This is a genomic window from Vibrio sp. (assembly GCF_984391705.1).
This window is the reverse complement of sequence record NZ_CFHWOM010000054.1, coordinates 1-21,729: the sequence shown is the minus strand read 5'-3', so window position 1 is coordinate 21,729 and position 21,729 is coordinate 1. Positions and strand designations below refer to the sequence as shown.

The following is a 21,729-nucleotide window of genomic DNA, read 5'->3' as shown; positions in this document are numbered from 1 at the left end:
CCGATACCTAAGAGACTAACTTTATTTGGGAAAGCCTAGGCACACCAAGATACTGATTAAAAGGAAAAATACCCACGATAAGTGTTTTCCCTTCGAAGCGAGTAAAGCGACAATGCCATGAACACCAAACGTCGCGATGATAATTTTTGCCAAAACCCAACGGTCCAGTTCAGGTACTGATAGAGCGACAATAATGGCAGCAAACCCTACCCATGCGACAGAAGTTAAATGCCACGCAAAACGTAAGGTGTTAATCGTAAACTGCGGTCCTCCAAATAAATGGGGCATTTCACTGCGCTTAAATAACCGAACCAAAATATACCGCTCTCCGAGGTATGAGTGTGCAAAAGCAACACACATGATGAGTAATGCTGCCAAATACATTAATACTTCCATGTTACCCTCCTAAGTGGCGATAAGCATGCGGACTAGAACATGTACCCCAGCCAGTCTACATGACCAGGCGGCCATTTATTATCACCCACAGGTTTAACGTAAAGCTCATCCAATGGTTCTACAGCAACACCATAGTTGCGGTGTTCGTGAACTCTGAGCCAAGATTGGGTTGCCATAATTCGAGTAAATCCATTGTTACGATAAAATGCATCCAAATCAGAGATTAAAATAATAAAATCAACATCTTTCGTACGAGCGAACTCTTCAACACCAACTAACATGCTTGTTCCTATACCTTGCCCTCGAGCATGCTCTGCTATGCAAAAATCTATCACGCCCAGCACCTTAAATGGTTTGCCGTCAACGCTGATCACTCGAAAATCCAATCCTAGATAACCTATGAGCCGGTCACCTTGATACTCTACAACTCGAAGATGCGGTAATTGCTTAAAATATGATTGTTCTGTTTGATGATCTGGAAAAGAAGCATTTCTCAGTTGCTTGATAGCTTGATGTAACTCTAGAGACACATCAATTTCTGGAATAATTTTCATCTCTCCCCCTATTACTCGATACATAAAATAGGAATAAAGCGCATAATTTTTTTCCTAGTAACCTAACCTTAATCATTCCTCTCTCCTCGCTCATCATCAAGGGCAACAATCAGTTCAATCTCTACCAACAGATCAGGATGTATTAAGTTAGATACCTCGACAAGCGAGCATGCCGGCAAATAGCCTTGGTAAAAATCAAACAAAGCCCCTCTAATCTGGCTAAGTTGGCCTATATCTTTAACAAAAATAGTCAGCTTGATTATGTGTTCTTTACGTAAAGATTCATAAGCTAATATCTCTTCGATTTGCTCAAGCAAACATTGGCACTGCTCAATTACCCCGCGGGACTGAGCCGCTGTACCTAACGCAGTTAAGCCAGAGACATAAAGCGTCTCGTTGTGCTTGGTTGCATGAACATAAGGCCCCGAAATTGATGGCAAATGCGGATAGGTTATTCGTTCAACCAATTCGATCTCCTTGCTTTTACTTAATTAAAGGTTCATCCCTTCTGGGACAACAACTGGCAAATCCATACAGCCATAATCTAGGTTAAGTTGGCTTAATAGACAGGTCATTTGGCCGCGGTGGTGAGTTTGATGATTAAAGATATGCTGGACAAACTCACCAAGTGTTCTTTCGATTTTTTGGCCTTCTGTTGTCGTATATTGCACAGCCTTCCACATATCATCCACTGTCCACATGGCGGTTATGTCGAGATATATGTTATCCACCTTATTTCGCAACTCGACGAGCTCTTCATACGATGAGACAAAAGTATCATTTACCCGCGTTGAACGAGGGAGCGATGCCAAAAGTTTTGCATCAATAGTTACCAGCCCATTTTCAACCAAACGTTGAAGCATGATCAAATCCCCAAACAAGATGTGATTCCAGTGAGCCATAATACTAGGGAAAAAGGAGCCGTGTTCTTGAAGAAGCTTTTGTGAAGAAAGAGAGGCGCAAACATCAAGTAATTGTTGATTCACTCGCTGATTGTACGCAGCCATCATTTTAAAATTTGAGGGTAAATCCATTTTGACCTCTAGGTATGATTAGATAAGTTAAAGTTCTAATAGTGATCGACAAACTCTATGAGCTGATCGCCTTCTAGTCTGAAATACTGTTTTTCCTCAATCTGTGCAGCACCAATTGCGTGATAAAAGTGGCCTGCGCTGGGGTTTGTCGACTCTGCCGTCCAGTCCAAGCGAGAACACCCTTGCTGCAACGCAATGTTTGCCAGCGCTTTTATCAGCTTAAGTCCAATACCTTTACCTCGGGCTTGAGCGGAAACAAACAAGTCTTTCATGTACATTTGTCCAGATAGCTTCGGCGCAGGAAACAGCACTGCAAAAGTCGCAAAACCAAGAATGATGTCGTGTTGATAGACCGCGATCACCTTAATACCTGAGTACTCGGAAAACACTTTATCGACCAAATAGCGCTCAAGATCCTCTCGACTTGCTGCATCTTCCTTAAAGTAATATTCCTCTAACTCCATGAAAATTGGCAATAAGTCTAAGCAGTTAGGCTTTTTTACCTCTTTAATATTCAAGTTTCTTTTCCCCTTTTCCTTTCATTTGCCTCTTGCTCCTTCTCTGTACGAAGTCTGCGATGCTCTATCTTTCCATTCAATGAGGAAAAATTCAGGTTGATTATTAACCAACAGACCCCAATGTCTTTGTCTACCACTCGCTTATAGCAAGGATTAAGTAATGGACTATTTTTTTGCTGTCGTACTGTTTGCCATTTCGTCTTCAGTGACTCCTGGCCCAAACAACATCATGGTGATGACATCAGGGCTCAATTTCGGCGTTAAGAAAAGCTTGCCATTACTTACAGGTATTTGTGTAGGCTTTTCTATCATGCTGCTACTTGTTGGGTTGGGCTTTTCTCAACTTTTTGAGCTTTTCCCGAGCTTACATTTTGTGATTAAGTGCGTGGGCGTCGTTTACCTATTATACCTCGCTTTTCTTATCGCTCGCTCAGCGGGTGATATAGCAGGCTCTAGTCAAGCAAAACCCCTATCATTTATGAAAGGGGCGTTATTCCAATGGGTTAACGCAAAAGCTTGGGTCGTTGCAACAGGTGCAATCGCTGCTTTTACTAGCGTAGGAGCCGATTTCGTTGGCCAGAACACACTGATTGCGATGACCTTCTTTATCGTTTCATTTCCATGCGTAGGGATATGGCTTGCGTTCGGTTCCCTATTGAAAAAGTGGTTAAATGACAGCAAAGGCAGACAGCGCTTCAATTGGGTAATGTCAGGGTTATTAGTTCTTTCTGTTGTTCCAGTCGCTGGTGAAATTGTTCGTCACCTTCAAACAACCCTATAGGTAAAGCTAATATGAGTAACCCAAGAGATCATTTGAATCAGTTGCCCACATTACCAAGTCAGAAATTGATGCTGCTGCGCGAACTGATTTTCCAAACGGCGAGTGAGCACGATCTCGGTAGTATCGAAGAGAGCCTAAAATGGGGCGAACCTAGTTATAACGTATATGGTGGTAGCCCAATACGTATCGACTGGAAGGCCAAAACACCGGACCATTATTACCTTTACTTCAATTGCAGTACACGGTTGGTCGACACTTTCAGAGAACTGTTTGGCGAACAACTTAACTTTCAAGGTAACAGAGCAATCATATTAGAAGTTATTCAGCCACTGCCAAGAGATGCCATTAAAACCTGCATTCGCTTGGCGCTTACCTACCATAAAGTGAAACATTTACCGTTACTTGGTGAGTAACACCTCAATTAAATGAGTCAGCGCTTAATTGCCACCACAGAATAAACGTGCCAATGCTTCATATACCCGCGAGCGGTGAGCGCATCTTCATCCCGCTCTTCAAACCTGACAATCTCAAACTGAGTGAACAACTGTTCTACCTCATCCCTTGTTAGCGCTGTTGTCGGTGAGCGATAGTTTGTCGCCCAACTGTCTTTGTCTCCCAAGAAATCACCGGAAAAGACGCCACCGACATCGATACACTCTACAATCTTTTGCCATGCGTCAGCGAAGGTTTGCGGATCTGCAAAAAACAGACTTGAGTTCGCGGTGACAAGCCCGGCCCTCGGGTAATCATATGTTTCAAAACTATCCAACGATATATCAACCAAGGCATCACTATTGAAACGTTCGCGACAAACCTCAATGGCATCCGTATTGTGGTCAAAACCATGAACTTGGTAGCCGCACTGTAGCAAGAAGGCGATATCTGCACCTACGCCGCAACCGCAATCAATTGCTACCTTCAGACTCGACGTATTTAGGCCTTTAGAAAATTCCGTTCTTTTTAAATGAGGACGAGCAATAACCTTAGCATAATACTCTCGCCAAATAGCTGAGCTATCGGCCATATGCTTGTTCCAACTGAGTCGAGTGTTGCAAGCCAAGTTGCCTTTGTCGTAAATAGAGGTACAGCGGCAAACCAAAAGAAACGCCCACTGTTAATGTCCCAATGATGGCATAGAGTGCTCCTTTCACTTTGTTTACTCGGCTATCCGAAATGATAAATGCGAGCAAAGCAGTAGCGGCAATAATCACATCCAGCCAAGCAAGTACACTAATCGGATTAGCAGTGGCATGCTCGACAAGTAGCTCTACGTCCACGCCATTCGTCAGTAACCACGGAACAAGCGCACCATAAGGTAATACGATACCCAATATAGTAAGCAACAAGTAAACTGTCTTCATAAACTCTCCATGTCTAATAGAGGTTAACCCTCGTTTGGTGACCAATCACGGCGCAGCATCGCCATCACCACCGTATCCCACCATTTATCTTTGAAAAAGCGATTCTCACGAAAATGAGCTTCTTGCTTCATTCCCAACGAGCAACAAAGTCGGATTGCTGCACGATTGAGACTGATCGTTTCCGCGTATACACGATGAACATTAAGTTCCGTGAACCCATAGTTAACGAGTGCATAAGCCGCTTCTTGAATTAAACCACTTCCTTGATACTCTCGAGATAGACCGCACCCAATTGAAGCTTGCTGATCACCTTCCAATCGTAAACAAACTGTACCAATAAACTTTCCATCCGTTTTGTGCTCAATAGCGAGTTGGTAAGACTTTCTGGGATTTTCGGTCGCTTGCTCAACAAACAACTTCGTTAACTCCCGATATTTTTCAGGATGACAATCGGCTTCATTATAAAAACGTTGATACTTGTCGTCTTGAGAGATGGCAACAAAGTCAGCCTCATCGGCCAAAGTCATGTCCCTTATAATCAGGTTTTCCGTTTCCAGACTAAACAAATTACTTCCTCACTTCCTGTAATATGGCCATTTGATCCATTGCATACTCGCGCAGCACTCTTGCATTATCGGCAACATCAGAATCTCCGCAAGCTTTGCCTCGATAGCGGATCTCGGGGCTAGAGTAAATGGGTAAAATACGCTCTTCGTAACTCATTACGGTACCCGCATTTGTACATGTGAATGCTCGCGCATAACGTTTGAGTTTAAAATGGAGATGCTCATCGACAGCCAGTTTTATCGAGCTCTCAAGGCTTGGAAATGGCCAAGTATCTTTATGCTGAGCCCAAGCGATATGACCAAGCTCGTGCTCAAGTACGTGGATAGAGGCTCGGTCCGAGATCAGCGCATTGTTACCGTTATTATTGGTTATATCAGCAATACCCGTAGTGCCATCATCAAACACACTACGCTCATCTTTTAACACAACAACGTAATAATCTGTTGGATGTGCTCGATGTTGGCTTATTCGGCCCTCACCGACTGCTTTTTCTAATCGACTGTGAATGACATACTCATCTTCCCCGCCAGAAAGTTTGAAATCCACATACTCGATAGTTTTTAACATCCGCTCCATTGGTATACAGGAGTTTCGTAATACCTGATTTCCATATTCAATGGCATCTTTAAGATTAGTTTCCAGTTTGGGGTTACTGATAGCGTGATCGACGTAAAAAGTCACCTGAGTTTGCAATTTTTGATTCATTTCACAGTGAGGTAAATCAAGTTGGCTAAGTTCTAACTCTGTTCGATCTGGACGGTATACAAATAGAAGCAGCACAACTAGGAGGCTACTTACTACCCATACTTTTTTGGAGGTCATGTTGCTTTCTCATTAGTACTATTTAGCAACAATACTTGCGCTAAAACGGCTTAGACAAATTCAATAAGTGAACTGAATGGATAATGCGAACACATAATCACGAAACTAATGACAATAAACAAGCGCCTCTAACGCTCTATTTCACAACCCTTAAGCATTTTATAAATTCATTTATCAATAAATAACCGTTAGTTCACATTTTCATCAAGCCGGCGAATAAGTCTTGCTGGTGTTCCACCATATAGACAATCACTTGGTACATCACTATTAACCACTGAGTTTGCAGCGATGACTGATCGTTCACCTATTGTGACACCTTGATTAATAACACTGTTACCACCAATCCAAACATCGTCTCCCACCGTAATTGGATAACAAAACGTCTCCCAGTTTCTTCGGCTCAAATAATCGAGCGAATGTGACGCGGTATAGAACTGTACACTTGGTCCAATTAATACGTTGTTACCAATACGGATTTTAGCTCCATCTAGCATGACCACATTCATATTGATGAAAGTATCATCACCTATTTCAATCGTGGCACCAAATTCACAATGAAATGGGCTTTGAATATGACTACGACCTACTCGGCCAAACAAATCTTTCTGTAAAGAATCATGCTCTTTGCTGTCAGTGCAAGCATTGAATTGACGTAACACTTCTTTGGTTCGGCTTCTGACGTCATCTATTTCTTTCGCCGCCCCATCAAACACTTGGCCTGACATCATTTTCTCAAACTCGGACATAACTACCTCTCCACTAGTTTATTCCAAACACTTTACGCTCATAAGAATTTAGAAAAAGAGAAAAATACTCTGCCATGCATTCCGCTTTTTACTGATGTTGAGAGCAAAAGACAGGACACGGCAGCGGATAAAAAAATAGCCTCAAATGAGGCTATTTTGTTTGGTGAGATTTACAGTCGCGCTTTCAGAGTTTCGGCTTGCGCTGCAAACAAATCTGCATCTTGATGAGAAAATGTCTTTGCCACATTAACCCACTGTAATCCAGTTTCATCTACATGCCTAAACTCAACTTGTAGCGCGTAACGAGAGCATCGAAACATTGCGAAAGCGAAGCCTAACGCTGTTAAACACCCCGTTGTAATTTGCAACCAAGTTGGCGCGGTTTTGATATCTGGAATAGCTAACCACAATGCGCCAGAAAAGAGCGCAATCCAAAACACAATCTGTCCTAGATTGTCGAGCAAACTTAAACGTTTTACTCTAACATCATGGATGCGCTTAATTGGGTACGCATCTTTCTTAAAGCGAAACTCAATAGCATCGATATCAAAATCACTCTGCTTGTACATGGTGTTACCTTTTACTAGTTAAAACGTCAAAAATAAATCGAGTAAAAAGTGCCACTCTTACATCCCCCCGAGATTATGCTTTCTCGACCCACTGCTCTCGCCATGCCGGCGCAGGGTAGTTCTCAGGCCAATACTCTGTTTGTTTGCTAATGAGGTTTTCGCTAACAGTATGAAAGGTGATCGCCCTATCCATTCGGCTACCATCGGTTACCGAAACATCTGTTACGACTCTTTCACCCTCAGCCACAATCGAGTTAATTGTAAACCGCCATCTTCCCTCAGTTGGGTAAGCGCTGTTTAATGCAACGAAGTTCTTTCGTCCTCTAATCAACTCATCTGACTGGGGCCAATGGCATTCGAAGTCTTCACTAAGCCATAAGCTAGCCGCCGAAAAATCATTCGACTCCATAGCGTGCCAGTAAGACAACACCACCTGTTTCGCGTCCATCAATTCACTCTCATTCAGAATCGTTAAAGATAACCTCAATATGAATCAAAATTTATAAACTTTGATTACCGCGACATGAAACCATAAGTTGCACGAATATAACTAGTTGAAATAAAAGATCCATATCACAGTTTTGTACCTTACCCATGACGCAAACGTTTCGTACATTTTGCACTCAAGCAAAATTGTTAACGGTATGTATATAGGTTATTGAAATGCGACCAACTTCATGTAAATAGGCTTTTTTAATTGAGGATTAGCATACTGTTTACTTGATATTCGTAGTTTCATATTGCATCCTTTATTAAGCAACTAATTTCAATAATTGCTTTTTATTGATTCATATCAAATAGTTAGGATAACACTATGCTTAGCAGACTTACCATCAAGCACAAATTAGCCCTCCCTATTGTGCTATTGGCGGTCATCATCGCGATTATCACCTTAGTCAACGTACTTCAAGCAAACCAGCAAGAGTACCTAAACCAGAAACTCAATGAAGATGTACAGCCGGTAATGGATAGCCTCGAAGATGGTTATCGTGATCTTTATCAAGTGATTACAGCTGCTCAAGGCGTTATGTTGGCAAAAAATCAGCAAGACATCGATTACAACATTGCTGAGTTTAAAGACAATGCGTACAAAGCGGAGCCTCGTCTAAGTCAAGTTCGTGACCTTGTCAGTAAAGGCTACCTGCCTCAAAGCCAACTCCGAGTGGCTGATGAGTTAACCAAAGCAACGAATGCATGGATTGCGCTTTATGAACCTATGTTTTCTGATGCTCGCAATGCTGTTGAATATTACGAGCAAAACAAAACGCAATTTGATGCTGAATTTCAAATAATCAGAACTAACCTTCGCTCTATTCGCTCCATCATTGAAGAAGTTCAACTCGATCTAAGGGAACAAGTCTCTGACTCAATTTCTTACAGCAAGTTTGTCTTAGAGTTTGGCGCGGTCATCGCAGTCGTATTGGTGGCTCTCTCTTTTTGGATTTCACGACGCTTAGTTTTAAAACCAATTAATGACATCGGATTAGCGATGCAAGATATCGCAAGCGGTGACGGAGACTTGTCCAAACGTATCGAAGTCACAAGTAACGATGAGTTAGGCAAATTAGCGGAGGGCTTTAACTTATTTGTAAGCCGCATTCACTCCACAGTAGAACAAGTGATTGTTTCCTCTAATGCCGTTCGAGCGGAAATGGAAAACATTAAATCGCTTACACAAACCGTCGCTGAGTTCTCTGGCCAGCAGCAGCAAGAGAGTGAAATGGTGGCAACCGCGGTAAACGAAATGCAAGCAACGAGTCAAACTGTTGCATCCAACGCAGAAGAAGCCGCACATGCGAGTACCAAAGCGAATGGCGAAGCAAACAACACCGATCAGATTTTATCTTCTACTGTTGGTTCTATAGAAACGCTAGCCAATGAAATCGATAACGCTAGCCAAGTAATTCACGATCTTGATGCGGACGTTGGCAACATTGCATCTATTCTTGATGTTATCCGCGGAATTGCAGATCAAACAAACCTTCTTGCGCTTAATGCGGCCATTGAAGCTGCACGTGCTGGTGAGCAAGGTCGCGGCTTTGCTGTAGTAGCAGATGAAGTTCGCTCTCTTGCTAGCCGCACACAAGAAAGCACTGGCGAGATCCAGGCTATGATTGAGAAGCTACAGGAAGGTGCACGTCAAGCCGTTTCGGTTATGGAAGCCAGTAAAGAAAGTGGCCAACAAACCATTGGCAGCGCTGGTAGTGCATCAGAGTCACTAAAAGAAATCATGGCCTCTATCTCACTAATGAATGAAATGAACACGCATATTGCGACGGCGGCAAGTCAGCAAAACAGTGTCAGCGAGGAGGTCAATAACAACGTGGTGCGTATATTAGATAACAGCAATCACATGGTTGAGATGGTAAGTAGCGCTGAGAATGCATGTATGTCTCTCTCTACTCAATGCGAAACGCTAGACAACTTGGTGGCACAATTCAAAGTTTAATTACAAACTCAACTAAACAAAAACGGGGCTTTCGCCCCGTTTCTTTTTATGCTGCATGCATTTTAAGTAATTCAAAATGCCTTGGAAAAGCGTTTCGAATATGGCGTTGCTCTTCCACCATATTTTTAAATGAAGGCCCTTTGCGAAGCTGTACGATCACTTCCTGATCATCAAAACGAAGTACCGAGCCCTCGATGTCAACTTCACAGTCATTGTGAAGAGAAAGAACACCCTTCATGCTCAAGCCCTTGTAGAGGTTAGAGAAACCGTTAACGATAATGCGAATCCCACCTTCTGAGACTTCACTAACATGGAATAGTTCTTTAGAAAAGCGCACGCTCGGTCTACCGCGCCGCGGGTATTTAAGACGATAAAATTGACGCTTTTGCTCAGCACCACTCATGATCAGGCTCCTTTTAACCATAAGTATCCAGTTACGTAATAGTATAGCTGACAGTTTTCTAGCCATACTGTGTCTGGTTCTCTAATTCCTCTATTATACATGCGTATCGGCAATATCAACGATAACTTTAGATAAATAGCATCAATGCCTCATTCTACGTTTCTGAATGACTTTTAAGTAACTGATATTTAAATGTTTTATGTGATTGATAATTTTCTTTACTTTTATTGGACTACGTCGTAAATTCCGCTCAGTTTTCACCCGATGAGTATCAGTATGTCTGAGCAACGTTTAGGCAATTGGATGGCCGCTATCTCTTTCTTTTTGTGGGGAATTCTACCCCTCTACTACCGGTTTTTGCCCAATGCCGCGATGGATGAGCTATTGGCAGTACGGCTATTAGCTTCTATCCCGTGCGGGCTCATTATCGTGCTTGCGGTCACAAAAACATGGCCAAAATGGCGGACCATCTGGGCTGACAAATATTCGCTAAAACTTACCTTTATTGGCAGTTTGATGATGTCGATATCTTGGACTGCATTCATCTGGGCTCTAACTAATGATCGCGTTATCGATGCCAGTTTAGGATTCTTTATTAGCCCTCTAATGATGAGTGCACTTGGTGTGTTTGTATTAGGTGAAACGCTCTCATCTGGCAAAAAGGTAGCACTTTTTCTCGCCGCTATCGGTTTGAGCTATCAAGTAGTTCAATATGGCCAAGTACCTGTTATCGCGCTCATGATGGCTATCTTTTTCACTCTGTACGGTTGGTGTAAAAAGAAAATTCGTTACGACTGGAGTACTTGCCTGTTTATGGAAGCTGTCGTGATGTTACCTATTGCTCTAGGTTACCTTCTCTACAAAGAAAGCACGATAGGAACCGAATCTCTTCATCAAGGCTGGGATACGTTTGCGCTATATTTTGGAGCAGCACCAGCCACACTGATCCCACTGGTTTTCTATTCAATAGCAATCAGATTGACGACCATGTCGACCGTTGGTCTTATGCAATACATAGAGCCGTCGATTCAGTTTTTTATCGCTATATTCTTGTTTGGAGAGATATTTGACGATGTTAAGCTCGTTAGCTTTAGCTTCATATGGGCTGGTTTACTCTTCACCGTATTAGAAACTATGCGTTCGCGATATAAGTTACACAGATCTCAATAGCAAAAATCCCCTCTCGGGGATTTTTTGTATCTATCAACTAATACTAAGCATACCTTGCGACATCATCCCTACGGCGAGAAGCGCTACCGCACTAAGAGCACATGCCCCCAGCTTCTCTTTTCCTTTAAATGGATCAATACCTTGTTCTCGTTTAGCTTGAATATAAAAGTACAATCCCGGCAGATAGAGAACCGCAGATAAGAGTAAGTAGTTCAGTCCTGATGCGTAAAGTAACCAGAGACCATATAACGTTGCACCCAATCCGATAAACAGAAGCGAGCCACGATTTTTTTCTTCAATCGCAATTTTCAGTACAAAAGCCCCTACTAAAAAGTAAGGCACCAAAATCATTTCTGAGGCGATAATTAGCAATGTGTCATATGTACTACCCGCGAACATAACTGCGATCAGAGAAATCTGGATCCATACATTAGTCAAAGTTAAAGGTTTTACAGGACTCCCCGCCTGATTTAATTTTCCATAACTAGACGGGAACATCTTCTCTTTTGCACAAAGATATGGTGCTTCCGATGCCAATACTGTCCAACTCAGAAAGGCACCGCACACTGAAATCAATAAACCGACGCTGATGATGTATTGACCCCAAGGGCCCAGAATTTGGGTGAGAACTGTCGCCATTGAGGGGTTGTGATAAGTTGCTAGTTCCGTCGGCTTTATTACGCCCATTGAAAGCAAGGTAACAAATACATAAATAGCTAAAGCCGTAAGCAAGCCTAGAATCGTTGCTCGTCCGATATCTTTGCGATTTCGAGCACGACTTGAGACCACAACTGCACCTTCAATACCAATGAAAACCCATACTGTCACCAACATGGTGCCTTTTACTTGCGCCAACAAATCATGCTGCTCACCAAAGTGAACACCAGTGAAGTCTAACGTAAACGTATCCCAGCTAAATGCAAAAAATGCACACAGTACAAATATCAACAAGGGAACTAACTTAGCGTAGGTGGTGACCATATTGATCAATGCCGCGGTCTGGACACCACGCAGTACCAAAGCATGAACCATCCACAAAAGGCACGACGCTCCAACGACAGAGACCCAGGTATTACCTTGCCCAAAAATCACTGAGTCGGGCGTATCAAATAACATGCCCAAGGTACTAAAAACGATGACCAAATAGGAGACATTGGCCAGCATTGCACTTAGCCAATACCCCCAAGCAGAACAAAACCCGACAAAATCACCAAACCCTTCTTTCGCGTAGCCAAACACACCACTGTCTACGTTAGGACGATGAAAGGCTAGCTTCTGAAACGACAAGGCTAAAAAGATCATCCCGATACCGGTGATCGTCCAACCAATCATTACTGCTGCTGGACTGGCTACCGAAGCCATATTTTGAGGCAAACTGAAAACACCAGCGCCGATCATTGAGCCAATGACTATCGCCGTTAGTGAACTTAAGCCGAGTTTGTTATCCATTTAGTTATCCGGGGGAACAGGTTTCAATTTTTCGGAAGGCGTATTTTACGCCCAAAAAGAACCGAGAGGCAGATCAGTTGTGAGCGATATCGCATAGATAGAGGATAAAAGCGAACTTTCATTGTTGCCGATCAATTCTGTCGACGCATTATATTATTTTCACTCTATTAGGCGAAACAAAATAAACACATAAACCCCAACAAACAGGAATTAAATGGAATAATTCACCAACAAATAAACATAACGCAACATTATTAAAAACAATCATCTCACAGAATTAGTGAGTATTTATCCTCAATTTAACGACTTTTATGCACTCAAGGGTAAAATCATCCTCGCTTAGCGGGGGATCGGCTACACTCAATGTACTGCTCCAAAAGCAACTGGTATCCATTACTTCCTGTGGTGCGACCGCTTTTCGTCCTCTCTCATTATTAGGAGTGAAGATGCGAAGTGGTCTTTTTTTTGCCAGCTCAAAAAGAGCAGCGAAAAGCTGCTCTTCATTTTAAAAGTAATTAATGCTGACGCTCATCTGGTCGAGCTGCAAATTCGGTTTGTTTATAGATATCGGCTAAGGACCGCTCTTTCGTCTTGCTACTACGCTTACTTTTTTCGGACTCATAGCTTTCTTGATGACGAATAGCTTGCTCATGAGCCTTTGCAGATTGAACAAATTCGGGATCCGATAGCGCCTGTTGGCGCAGGCGGTTTACTCTTTCAATGGTTTCCCAGATCATATGCCACCTCCTTAACTGTTCATACATACAGTATAGTTAATATCCGAAGAAGGTCAAACAATACTGTTTATAAATACAGTTTAACTAATCCCTAACCGACCTCCATTAGGTTTTACCTATTTCAATAATGGGTAGAGTCAATTAGCCCGGGATGTAACAGAAAGTTATTATTTTAATACTTAACACTGATTAGATTGAGATTATGAAAGCTTTAGTTGTAGAAGGTGGCGCAATGCGGGGCATTTTTGCTGCTGGCGTTCTAGATAGCTTTATCGAAAATAGCTACTACCCGTTTGATTTTGCCATTGGTGTTTCTGCTGGAGCGTCTAACTTGGTCGGATACTTATCGAAACAGCGACATAGAAGCAAGAAGGTGATTACACAATTAGCGACCGACAAAACCTTTTTTAATCCTAAACGATTCATCAAAGGCGGCAATTTGGTTGACGTAAAATGGCTAGTATCAGAGTCCAATCGCCGCTTCCCTTTAGATGAACAAACACTGTTTTCTAACATCCCACTGTTAGCAACGGCGACCAATATTGAAACAGGGAATGCTGACTACTATCAAGTTAACAGGCACAATCTTGAATCCGTACTTGAAGCAACCAGCGCACTACCGATCGCATACAGACAAACACCCTGTTTTTCTGGAGGTTGTTATACCGATGGTGGCGTAGCTGATTCGATTCCCGTTATCGAAGCATATCGACGAGGTGCAAGTGAGATAACCGTAGTGCTTTCTCACCCACTCAGCTACCAAATGCCGACCGCTCGTCACTCATGGTTAATGGAAAAACTGCTAGCCAAACACCCGATGATTGCCAAGGCGATGGCTGAACGAGCCATTACTTACAACCATTCATTGGAGTTTATTCGCAATCCACCGGAAAATGTCACCGTCCGTGTTATCGCTCCTGATGAGAGCTTTAACGTTAAGCGTTTAACGATGAAACGTAGCGTCTTGAATCAAGGTTACGAAATGGGAATGAAAGAAGGCAAAAAGCATATTGCGAGTCGCCAAGGACGTGCAGGCTTGACTGAAGAAAACTGTCACTTCTGCTTCTAGAAAGAGATAAAGAAAGGTCGCCATATACGACCTTTCTACGAAGAAATATTAGTGTGCGATATCGAGCTGGTTGTCTTTTACACCGTTAACTCTAAACCAACCAGCAATGCTATATCTCTCAGTGTTTGTTGGTAAGACTTCATGTGGAAATTGCTCAGAGAAGAACACAAACAGACGGCCAGACTTCGGCGGCAATTTCTCGATCTGATTATCATCTAAATCGTAAACAACCAACTCTCCAGCGTCTTCCTCGCTCCACTCTTCATTCATATAAAAAACTGTCGTTAAACGACGGTTCTCGTTACCCTGAAAGCAATCAAGGTGCTTTTGGTAAAAGTCACCTTTTTCGTATTTGGCAAAATGTGCTTCATACTCAAATAGCCCTAAGAAGAAATGACGGTTTGCTTCCAGACGAATTTGCTCCATCTTGTCCAAGAAACTCGCAACCGAATGCCCCATCTCAGGCTTAAGCCATTGAATCTTATCACTACGAATTGAAGATTCGCGAGTTACTTCGTCGTTACGACCGATGCGTGCTTTTTTCCAATCTTCTGGAATACAGTCCCTTAGCTCGACCACCTCATCTGCAGATAAGAAATCATCCCAAACGTAGTAACCTTGGGTAAATAATGCGTCGATAAGCTTGTTCATGGCAGTTGTTGTCCAATGAAAAAAATCAGAGGACGCCTTATACAGGCATAATGCCAGTCTGGGCAATTTAGGTTATTTGTCGTTAAGAAAAGAAATGTTAATTAAGACTCAAAGATCGACAGTTTTAATGGAAGAGGCTGTCCCAGCCAAGACGCATATTCCGTATGATCTTTGTATTCATTATCCGTCACAGCGTGAATCAACACCGACAGATCTTGACGGGCCTCTTCTAACCACTCAATCACAGCGTCAAACTCCATGTGACTAAAATCAATAGAAAAGCTCCAATGGAGATGGGGACCAACAAGTTTTTTGTTAAAGTTACCGACCACTAGACCCATCACTTGCGAAGCGTGCTCACGGATCCCGTAAGCAAAATCACTGTTTTCACGCTCGAAATAGACATGCGCGTGGTAATGTTGGTGGTTATTCTTTGGGTAAGTCATTGTTCGTTCGAGATAATTAATTCAAAAGAATAGTAACCGACAGCGGCAACCTAGTCTACTAAACCCCGTTCGACAGCGTATTTCGCTAGCTCGGCAGTGCTATGTAAATCGAGTTTATGTTTGATATTTTGCCGATGCGTTTCAACAGTGCGATAACTGATGTTCAACATAGAAGCGACTTTCTTGCTGCTGTGGCCCTGAGCAACCAGTTTTAACACCGCTTCTTCTCTGCGGCTTAGAGGATTAGGTTTCTGGCTAGCAGGCACGACCTCTTGAGAGAATAGCGTTTGGGTCACCGACTCACAGAAATAGGTTGAACCTTGATTCACCGTTTTAATTGCTTGAACCATTTTCTCTGCGCTAATTTCCTTCAACATATAACCCACAGCGCCGACTTGCATCACTTTCATAATGTACTCACGGTTATCGTGCATGGTGAGCATTAAAACCTTAGCATCTGGATTTTCTTCGCGAATCATACTGGTTGCTTCGATACCATTCATGATCGGCATACTAACGTCCATCAGCACTACGTCAGGGCTCAGTTGCCTGACCTTATCCACCGCTTCCATTCCATTACTGGCGGTACCAATCACCTCGATCTCAGGCTCAATTTTTAACCGAGCAATAAAGCCATCGAGTACAACCTGATGGTCATCAACGATCACCACTTTGATAACGTCACCCATAAACCAATCCATCTAATTCCAATAACACAGTAATTTCAGTTCCGAAGCCCGGTTCACTTTCAATCTCAAAATCGCCGCCAATAAATTCAACCCGCTCACGCATATTACGTAAACCTATCCCCGATTTTCTTAACGACGCTTGAACATCGAACCCAACACCATCGTCACGGATTATCAGCTGTAACATATTGCCCATCTGCTGCAAAATCACGCTTACCTTATTAGCTTGGGAGTGTTTTTCGATGTTCGTCAAAGATTCTTGAGCAACACGGTATAAGGTCGTCGCTACTTCCGACTTTAAACGCCCTGGCTCCGTCATCAATGATGACTCTATCTCCACACCCGAATGTGCTTTAAAGTCTTGCAGTAAGCTGTTCATCGCGGCTTCAAGTCCAATGTCATCGAGTGCGCTTGGGCGTAACTGGTGGGAAATATGCCTAACTTCGTTAATTGCAGTCATTAGAGAATGTTGTGACTTTGCCAAGTGCTGTTTTAAATCAGGTTGGTCTATTTTACTTCCCAACAACTCAAGATGGCATTTGCTTGAAACGAGTAACTGATTAATCCCGTCGTGCAGCTCTCTGGCTAGATGCTTTTTCTCATCTTCTTGGAACATGACGGTTTTATGCGCTAGCTCTTTTAAGCTTCGATCTGCCAGTCGATGCTCATGCAAATTAACCGCTAGTGTAATAACGACGATGACTGCCACAGTGATAATGACGATAACAATGACAGTAAAGAAAGTCGTTTCGATATTGTTATTGATTTCGGACTGCAAACGAGCCACTTCTTCGGTGATATCTTCGATGTACAAGCCTGTGCCAATCATCCAATTCCATTTATCCAGCCACGCGGCATAACTAAGTTTAGGGACACTTTCACCAGATGAAGGCTTTTGCCACAGGTATTGGTGGAACCCACCACCTAACCTTGCTTGACGTAACAACTCCTCAATTAAGAAGTCACCATTTTCATCTTGAATATCAATCAGGTTTTGTCCGACTAACTCTGGAATAATGGGATGGACGAGATTGACGCCATTTTCGTCATAAGCGAAGAAGTAACCGTCTGTTCCATAACTCAGCTTGTTTATGATCGCTTTAACTTCTTGCTTCGCTATATCTTCGGGTAAATTGGGATCGTTGTAGATATGCGAGATAGCATCAAACGCGAGATCAACGCTATCTTTCAATGCAGTCTCTTTAGACTTGATCAAACCAGCTCGAAACAGCTCTACCTCTTTCTCACCAAGAGTTTGAGCTTGATAGATAGAAATCCAGCTCGTGATTGCCGTTACCAACAACAAAGGTAATAAGCTGAGCAAAATTAGTTTAGCTTGGAGAGGCATTCCATTCCCCTTAATACAACGAAAGCCGCTTACTTTTAGCAAGCGGCTTTACTATAACAATGATTGTTAATTATCTGTAACTACGCGGTCACATTCCGTAAAACTCTGGGAAAACCAATAAACTAGCGAGCACGAGTATCTGAATACCGATAAATGGCATAACCCCTCGGTAGATATCTTGCGTAGTAACACCTTTCGGCGCCACGCCTTTTAGATAGAACAAGCTAAAACCAAATGGTGGAGTTAGGAAAGAGGTTTGCAAGTTCATGGCAATCAGAATCGCAAACCAAGTCATATTAATGCCTAATATTTCAGCAACTGGTGCCAAGATTGGAACAATAATGAAACAGATTTCTACGAAGTCTATGAAGAAGCCAAGAACGAGAATCACGAGCATTGTGATGATCAAAAAGCCCCATTTTTCGCCAGGAATGTTAAGCATCCATTCTTCAACCAAATAGTCACCACCTGTGTAGGTGAACGCCATCGAAAACGCTGTTGCACCAAGCAGGATAGCAAACACCATTGCTGTCACTTTTACCGTTTCCTTGGCTGCGTCGTAGACCATCGACCAACTAAACTGACGGTACAAAATAGCCAGTACAATAGCACCAGCACCACCAAGAGCTGCTGATTCTGTTGGCGTTGCTACGCCAGCGAAAATTGAACCTAGTACGACAACAATCAGCGCCAATGGTGGGATCACAGCTTTAAGCGCAGTAATCACCTCTTGTTTGCGATCCATTGTGCCGTCACTTGGAATCGGCTGCGCAGCTTCAGGGTTCATCTTGGCGTAAATGAGGATGTATAGAACATAGGCACCCACCAAAACTAAACCTGGCCAAATCGCCGCTTGGAAAAGGTCGCCCACCGGTACGCCAAGTACATCACCCAAAAGGATTAAAACAATAGAGGGAGGAATGATTTGACCTAATGTGCCAGAGGCGCAAATGGTGCCACACGCTAACCCTTTATCGTAGTTGTACTTAAGCATGACAGGTAATGAGATAAGACCCATAGCTACAACTGAGGCTCCGACAACACCTGTAGAGGCCGCAAGTAAGGCTCCAACCAAAACAGTCGAAATAGCGATACCGCCGCGAACCCCACCAAACAGTTTGCCCATTGATTCCAGTAACTGCTCTGCAAGACGTGTCTTTTGCAGAACTAAACCCATGAAAACAAAAAGTGGAACGGCCATAAGAACCGTGTTTTCCATTATCGACTGAATACGATACGGCATGAAGGCGAACATCTCCCAACCTTCTGCCCAAACACCAAAAATTAACGCTATACCCCCAAAGGTAAACGCGACAGGGAAGCCAAGTAGCAGAGCAAACAAGGCAACAAAAAACATTACAATACCGACCATGATTGACTCTCCTACTTCTGTGGTTGATTAGACTGGTAAAGAAGATGCGGGTTGACGATCTTATTGATCGAATGAAGTAACAAACCCACGCCACTCACGGCCATAAAGAAGAATGATAGAGGAATCATCGCCTTAATAATCCAGCGATATGGTAAACCGCCCGGGTCACCCGACGTTTCACCTAATGCGTAACTTTCTTTTGCAAAATCAACGCCATACCATGCAACAAGCAGACAAAAAGGAAATAGGAAAAAGAGTGTGCCTAACAGGTCAATGATGGCTTGAGCCTTATGAGATAAACGCTCATAAAAAAGGTCAACTCGAACATGCCCACCAGCTTTAATTGCGTATGGTACTCCGAGTAGAAATACTGCTGAGAATAAGTGCCACTCCATTTCTTGGAAAGCAATGGACACATCGTTAAAGACATATCGCATTACAACATCGTATACAACATTCGCGAGTAGTAAGATAAACAACACGCTCGATAGCCAGCCTAGGAAATCGCCAAAACGATTAAAAAGGCGCTCGATATAAATCAGACTTCTCATTCCCTACTCCATGGAACTTTAAAAGAGCGCCATTAACCGAAGTTATGGCGCATTTAGTTATATTTTTCTTAGGCTTCCATTTCAGGTGACAGTGTCACCTGCAATTGTTTATATAGTTATATTTATTGTGCTTGGCTGTTTAGATACGCGCGGTGAGAAATGTCCGTCCACGAACGTACTTGTTTTAGATAATCCGCTTGAGACTTCTGAATCTCTTTCGCTAGCTCATCTTTTTCAGCATGTTTAGCAAGCAGACGATCGTTGGCTTCACGCAAAGCTTGCATAACTGCCGGTGGGAAATCTTTTACCTGTACATCTGGGTACTCAGCCTTCATCGATACCCAGTTCTTACCACTTTCATGCGTTGCTTGCGTGTACATGTCATAAGCTGCCGTACGCATTGCAACGCGTAGGATCTCTTGTAGATCTTCTGGTAGACGCTCCCAAACTCGCTTGTTCACTAGGAACTGAAGCTCTGAACCTGGCTCATGCCAACCTGTGTAGTAGTATGGAGCGATTTTGTGGAAACCCATGCGTAAGTCTAGAGACGGGCCTACCCACTCTAGCGCATCGATAGTACGACGCTCTAACGAGGTGTATAGTTCACCAGGTGCAATGTTCGTTGGCTTAGCGCCTAACTCAGCAAGAATTTCACCAGCAAAACCAGGAATACGCATCTTAAGACCTTGTAGGTCCTCTACAGAGTTGATCTCTTTTTGGAACCAACCACCCATTTGGATATCAGTGTTACCACCAGGGAAAGACAGTAGGTTGTGCGGAGAATAAACTTGCTCCATCAGTTCCATACCACCACCGTGATAGAACCACGCATATTGTTCAGAAGGCGTCATACCAAAAGGCATAGAGGTAAAGTAAAGCGTATTTGGTACTTTGCCTTTCCAGTAATACGAACCAGAGTGTCCCAAGTCGTACTGACCTGATTTCACCATATCAAAGATACCAAGTGGTGCTTTATGCTTATTCGCAGAGTCGATACGAATCTGTAGGCGACCATTCGACATTTTTTCTGCCATTGCGGCCATATTCTTAGTTGCGTCACCGAACACTGGGAAGTTTGGTCCCCATGTTTCAGCTAGCTTAAGGCGGTAGACTTTTTCAGCCGCGCTCGCCGATGTTGCCATAACAGCAAGTGCAGCTGCCATCGCAGTGCCTTTCAACACTCGTTTCAATGATTGTTTGATTAGACTCATGTTCACGTCCTTTGTTAACCGACATACCTTCTATAGGCAGTTTCTGTTTCGAATACAGATTGGAACAAGGCGAGGCAAGATGAAATCAGCGAGAACACGCACACTAATTAACACAATCAAATGACGTACGACTTAAGCAGTACGTATATATACGTAGTACTTAAATGACATTTAATTTTTAGCTATTAAGATTCAGTAAATTAGCAAAGCAAGCTTATTACTTAGAAAGAGAAAATACGTAGTAAGTAATTTCGAGGGGACGTGTAGATAAATTGTAATAATTGTGACTGACAGTCAACTTATATTCATCAGTGTGTATAAAAGAGAAAGCCTCGAACAAGTCGAGGCTTCTAAAGCATTAATCCTAATGAACTGCACTAGGTTAGCTAAGCGGTCATTAAACGGCTTTGTAGATAACTTTGTTGCCCGCTAGCTGCTCTTTAACGACTAGGTTTTCTTCTAGTAGTTTTTTAAGAGCACCTGTAGCCCAAGACGCTGCTTTAGCATCTTCTTGGCCTGCTTCTAGGCCGATGCCTTTAGGGTTAATGCCTTCAGCATTTGCTACAACGATATCTAGAACTTGTTGCTGTTTTGGCGTTAGAGCAACGTCAGTTGCTTTAGCTACTACAACTTTCTCCGCTGCTGGCTCTACAGCTACTTTTTTCTCAACTGCAGGCTTAGCTTTCTTTGTCGCTGCCACGTTTGCAACTGTCGCTTTAATACGCTTTTGCAGTTTCATCTGCACTTTGCGCTTATGAGCAAGTCTCATCGAGTATTTCTCCATTTCACTGCATACGGAGCAGTGGTGAAAATTTGAAGCGCGATTTATACCAAAA

General features: G+C 42.9%; 28 protein-coding genes. 5 read left to right on the top strand and 23 right to left on the bottom strand.

Annotation, left to right across the window (positions count from 1 at the left end):
- Positions 1-21: 21 nt before the first annotated feature.
- The 5 genes from AC4MRV_RS18340 to AC4MRV_RS18320 form a co-directional block, all read right to left on the bottom strand.
- Entirely contained in the window at positions 22-396 is a 375-nt protein-coding gene (locus AC4MRV_RS18340; RefSeq protein ID WP_491188754.1) for a hypothetical protein, read from the bottom strand.
- Between the two features lie 32 nt (positions 397-428).
- Complete coding sequence (locus tag AC4MRV_RS18335) at positions 429-950, bottom strand: GNAT family N-acetyltransferase (protein ID WP_491188753.1); 522 nt, start codon at positions 948-950, stop codon at positions 429-431.
- Between the two features lie 68 nt (positions 951-1,018).
- Complete coding sequence (locus AC4MRV_RS18330; RefSeq protein ID WP_491188752.1) at positions 1,019-1,417, bottom strand: RidA family protein; 399 nt, start codon at positions 1,415-1,417, stop codon at positions 1,019-1,021.
- Positions 1,418-1,441: 24 nt separating this feature from the next.
- On the bottom strand, positions 1,442-1,984 hold the full coding sequence (locus tag AC4MRV_RS18325; RefSeq protein WP_491188751.1) for a DinB family protein: 543 nt from the start codon (positions 1,982-1,984) through the stop codon (positions 1,442-1,444).
- 35 nt (positions 1,985-2,019) lie between these two features.
- Positions 2,020-2,448: a GNAT family N-acetyltransferase gene (locus AC4MRV_RS18320; RefSeq protein WP_491188757.1), complete on the bottom strand. Its 429-nt coding sequence runs from the start codon at positions 2,446-2,448 to the stop codon at positions 2,020-2,022.
- A gap of 214 nt (positions 2,449-2,662) precedes the next feature.
- On the opposite strand from AC4MRV_RS18320, the gene AC4MRV_RS18315 reads away from it, so the two are divergent.
- Complete coding sequence (locus AC4MRV_RS18315) at positions 2,663-3,283, top strand: LysE family translocator (protein WP_491188750.1); 621 nt, start codon at positions 2,663-2,665, stop codon at positions 3,281-3,283.
- A gap of 11 nt (positions 3,284-3,294) precedes the next feature.
- Positions 3,295-3,696: a DUF1801 domain-containing protein gene (locus tag AC4MRV_RS18310; RefSeq protein ID WP_491188749.1), complete on the top strand. Its 402-nt coding sequence runs from the start codon at positions 3,295-3,297 to the stop codon at positions 3,694-3,696.
- Between the two features lie 17 nt (positions 3,697-3,713).
- On the opposite strand, the gene AC4MRV_RS18305 is transcribed toward AC4MRV_RS18310, so the two are convergent.
- From AC4MRV_RS18305 to AC4MRV_RS18275, 7 genes are all read right to left on the bottom strand, one after another.
- Positions 3,714-4,307 carry a class I SAM-dependent methyltransferase gene (locus tag AC4MRV_RS18305; RefSeq protein WP_491188748.1) on the bottom strand — a complete coding sequence of 198 codons (594 nt, stop codon included), beginning with the start codon at positions 4,305-4,307 and terminating at the stop codon, positions 3,714-3,716.
- On the bottom strand, positions 4,297-4,644 hold the full coding sequence (locus tag AC4MRV_RS18300) for a DUF2834 domain-containing protein (RefSeq protein ID WP_491188747.1): 348 nt from the start codon (positions 4,642-4,644) through the stop codon (positions 4,297-4,299). The genes AC4MRV_RS18305 and AC4MRV_RS18300 overlap by 11 nt, the downstream gene beginning before the upstream one ends.
- Positions 4,645-4,667: 23 nt before the next feature.
- Complete coding sequence (locus AC4MRV_RS18295; RefSeq protein ID WP_491188746.1) at positions 4,668-5,210, bottom strand: GNAT family N-acetyltransferase; 543 nt, start codon at positions 5,208-5,210, stop codon at positions 4,668-4,670.
- Position 5,211: 1 nt separating this feature from the next.
- Positions 5,212-6,033 carry a hypothetical protein gene (locus tag AC4MRV_RS18290; protein WP_491188745.1) on the bottom strand — a complete coding sequence of 274 codons (822 nt, stop codon included), beginning with the start codon at positions 6,031-6,033 and terminating at the stop codon, positions 5,212-5,214.
- A 188-nt stretch (positions 6,034-6,221) separates the two neighbouring features.
- Positions 6,222-6,779: a sugar O-acetyltransferase gene (locus tag AC4MRV_RS18285; protein WP_491188744.1), complete on the bottom strand. Its 558-nt coding sequence runs from the start codon at positions 6,777-6,779 to the stop codon at positions 6,222-6,224.
- Between the two features lie 170 nt (positions 6,780-6,949).
- On the bottom strand, positions 6,950-7,348 hold the full coding sequence (locus AC4MRV_RS18280) for a DUF6232 family protein (RefSeq protein WP_491188743.1): 399 nt from the start codon (positions 7,346-7,348) through the stop codon (positions 6,950-6,952).
- A 73-nt stretch (positions 7,349-7,421) separates the two neighbouring features.
- Complete coding sequence (locus tag AC4MRV_RS18275; protein WP_491188742.1) at positions 7,422-7,796, bottom strand: nuclear transport factor 2 family protein; 375 nt, start codon at positions 7,794-7,796, stop codon at positions 7,422-7,424.
- 366 nt (positions 7,797-8,162) lie between these two features.
- Here AC4MRV_RS18275 and AC4MRV_RS18270 point away from each other — a divergent pair, with 366 nt between their 5' ends.
- Complete coding sequence (locus tag AC4MRV_RS18270; RefSeq protein ID WP_491188741.1) at positions 8,163-9,797, top strand: methyl-accepting chemotaxis protein; 1,635 nt, start codon at positions 8,163-8,165, stop codon at positions 9,795-9,797.
- A 46-nt stretch (positions 9,798-9,843) separates the two neighbouring features.
- Here AC4MRV_RS18270 and AC4MRV_RS18265 read toward each other — a convergent pair whose 3' ends face one another.
- The gene (locus AC4MRV_RS18265; RefSeq protein ID WP_491188740.1) at positions 9,844-10,200 is read right to left on the bottom strand and encodes a PilZ domain-containing protein; all 357 of its coding nucleotides are present in this window, start codon (positions 10,198-10,200) and stop codon (positions 9,844-9,846) included.
- A gap of 276 nt (positions 10,201-10,476) precedes the next feature.
- On the opposite strand from AC4MRV_RS18265, the gene rarD reads away from it, so the two are divergent.
- Entirely contained in the window at positions 10,477-11,370 is an 894-nt protein-coding gene (gene rarD, locus AC4MRV_RS18260) for an EamA family transporter RarD (protein WP_491188739.1), read from the top strand.
- Positions 11,371-11,403: 33 nt separating this feature from the next.
- Here the strand turns inward: rarD and AC4MRV_RS18255 are convergent, their stop codons facing one another.
- The gene (locus tag AC4MRV_RS18255) at positions 11,404-12,819 is read right to left on the bottom strand and encodes a basic amino acid/polyamine antiporter (protein ID WP_491188738.1); all 1,416 of its coding nucleotides are present in this window, start codon (positions 12,817-12,819) and stop codon (positions 11,404-11,406) included.
- Positions 12,820-13,334: 515 nt separating this feature from the next.
- Positions 13,335-13,556, bottom strand: a complete 222-nt coding sequence (locus AC4MRV_RS18250) for a hypothetical protein (protein WP_491188737.1) — start codon at positions 13,554-13,556, stop codon at positions 13,335-13,337.
- Positions 13,557-13,758: 202 nt separating this feature from the next.
- On the opposite strand from AC4MRV_RS18250, the gene AC4MRV_RS18245 reads away from it, so the two are divergent.
- Positions 13,759-14,625, top strand: a complete 867-nt coding sequence (locus tag AC4MRV_RS18245; RefSeq protein ID WP_491188736.1) for a patatin-like phospholipase family protein — start codon at positions 13,759-13,761, stop codon at positions 14,623-14,625.
- A gap of 48 nt (positions 14,626-14,673) precedes the next feature.
- Here AC4MRV_RS18245 and AC4MRV_RS18240 read toward each other — a convergent pair whose 3' ends face one another.
- The 8 genes from AC4MRV_RS18240 to AC4MRV_RS18205 form a co-directional block, all read right to left on the bottom strand.
- The gene (locus tag AC4MRV_RS18240; RefSeq protein ID WP_491188735.1) at positions 14,674-15,276 is read right to left on the bottom strand and encodes a 2OG-Fe(II) oxygenase; all 603 of its coding nucleotides are present in this window, start codon (positions 15,274-15,276) and stop codon (positions 14,674-14,676) included.
- A 101-nt stretch (positions 15,277-15,377) separates the two neighbouring features.
- Positions 15,378-15,722, bottom strand: coding sequence for a DOPA 4,5-dioxygenase family protein (locus AC4MRV_RS18235; protein ID WP_491188734.1), 345 nt, complete (start codon positions 15,720-15,722; stop codon positions 15,378-15,380).
- A 50-nt stretch (positions 15,723-15,772) separates the two neighbouring features.
- Complete coding sequence (locus tag AC4MRV_RS18230; RefSeq protein ID WP_491188756.1) at positions 15,773-16,411, bottom strand: response regulator; 639 nt, start codon at positions 16,409-16,411, stop codon at positions 15,773-15,775.
- Positions 16,404-17,759: a cache domain-containing protein gene (locus AC4MRV_RS18225; RefSeq protein ID WP_491188733.1), complete on the bottom strand. Its 1,356-nt coding sequence runs from the start codon at positions 17,757-17,759 to the stop codon at positions 16,404-16,406. Before AC4MRV_RS18225 ends, AC4MRV_RS18230 begins: the two co-directional genes overlap by 8 nt.
- 88 nt (positions 17,760-17,847) lie before the next feature.
- Positions 17,848-19,131 (bottom strand): TRAP transporter large permease, encoded by a 1,284-nt coding sequence (locus AC4MRV_RS18220; protein ID WP_491188732.1) that lies wholly within the window; start codon positions 19,129-19,131, stop codon positions 17,848-17,850.
- A gap of 11 nt (positions 19,132-19,142) precedes the next feature.
- The gene (locus AC4MRV_RS18215) at positions 19,143-19,682 is read right to left on the bottom strand and encodes a TRAP transporter small permease subunit (protein WP_491188731.1); all 540 of its coding nucleotides are present in this window, start codon (positions 19,680-19,682) and stop codon (positions 19,143-19,145) included.
- Between the two features lie 122 nt (positions 19,683-19,804).
- Positions 19,805-20,893: a TRAP transporter substrate-binding protein gene (locus AC4MRV_RS18210; protein WP_491188730.1), complete on the bottom strand. Its 1,089-nt coding sequence runs from the start codon at positions 20,891-20,893 to the stop codon at positions 19,805-19,807.
- A gap of 397 nt (positions 20,894-21,290) precedes the next feature.
- Positions 21,291-21,662 carry a MarR family transcriptional regulator gene (locus AC4MRV_RS18205; RefSeq protein WP_491188755.1) on the bottom strand — a complete coding sequence of 124 codons (372 nt, stop codon included), beginning with the start codon at positions 21,660-21,662 and terminating at the stop codon, positions 21,291-21,293.
- Positions 21,663-21,729 lie beyond the last annotated feature (67 nt).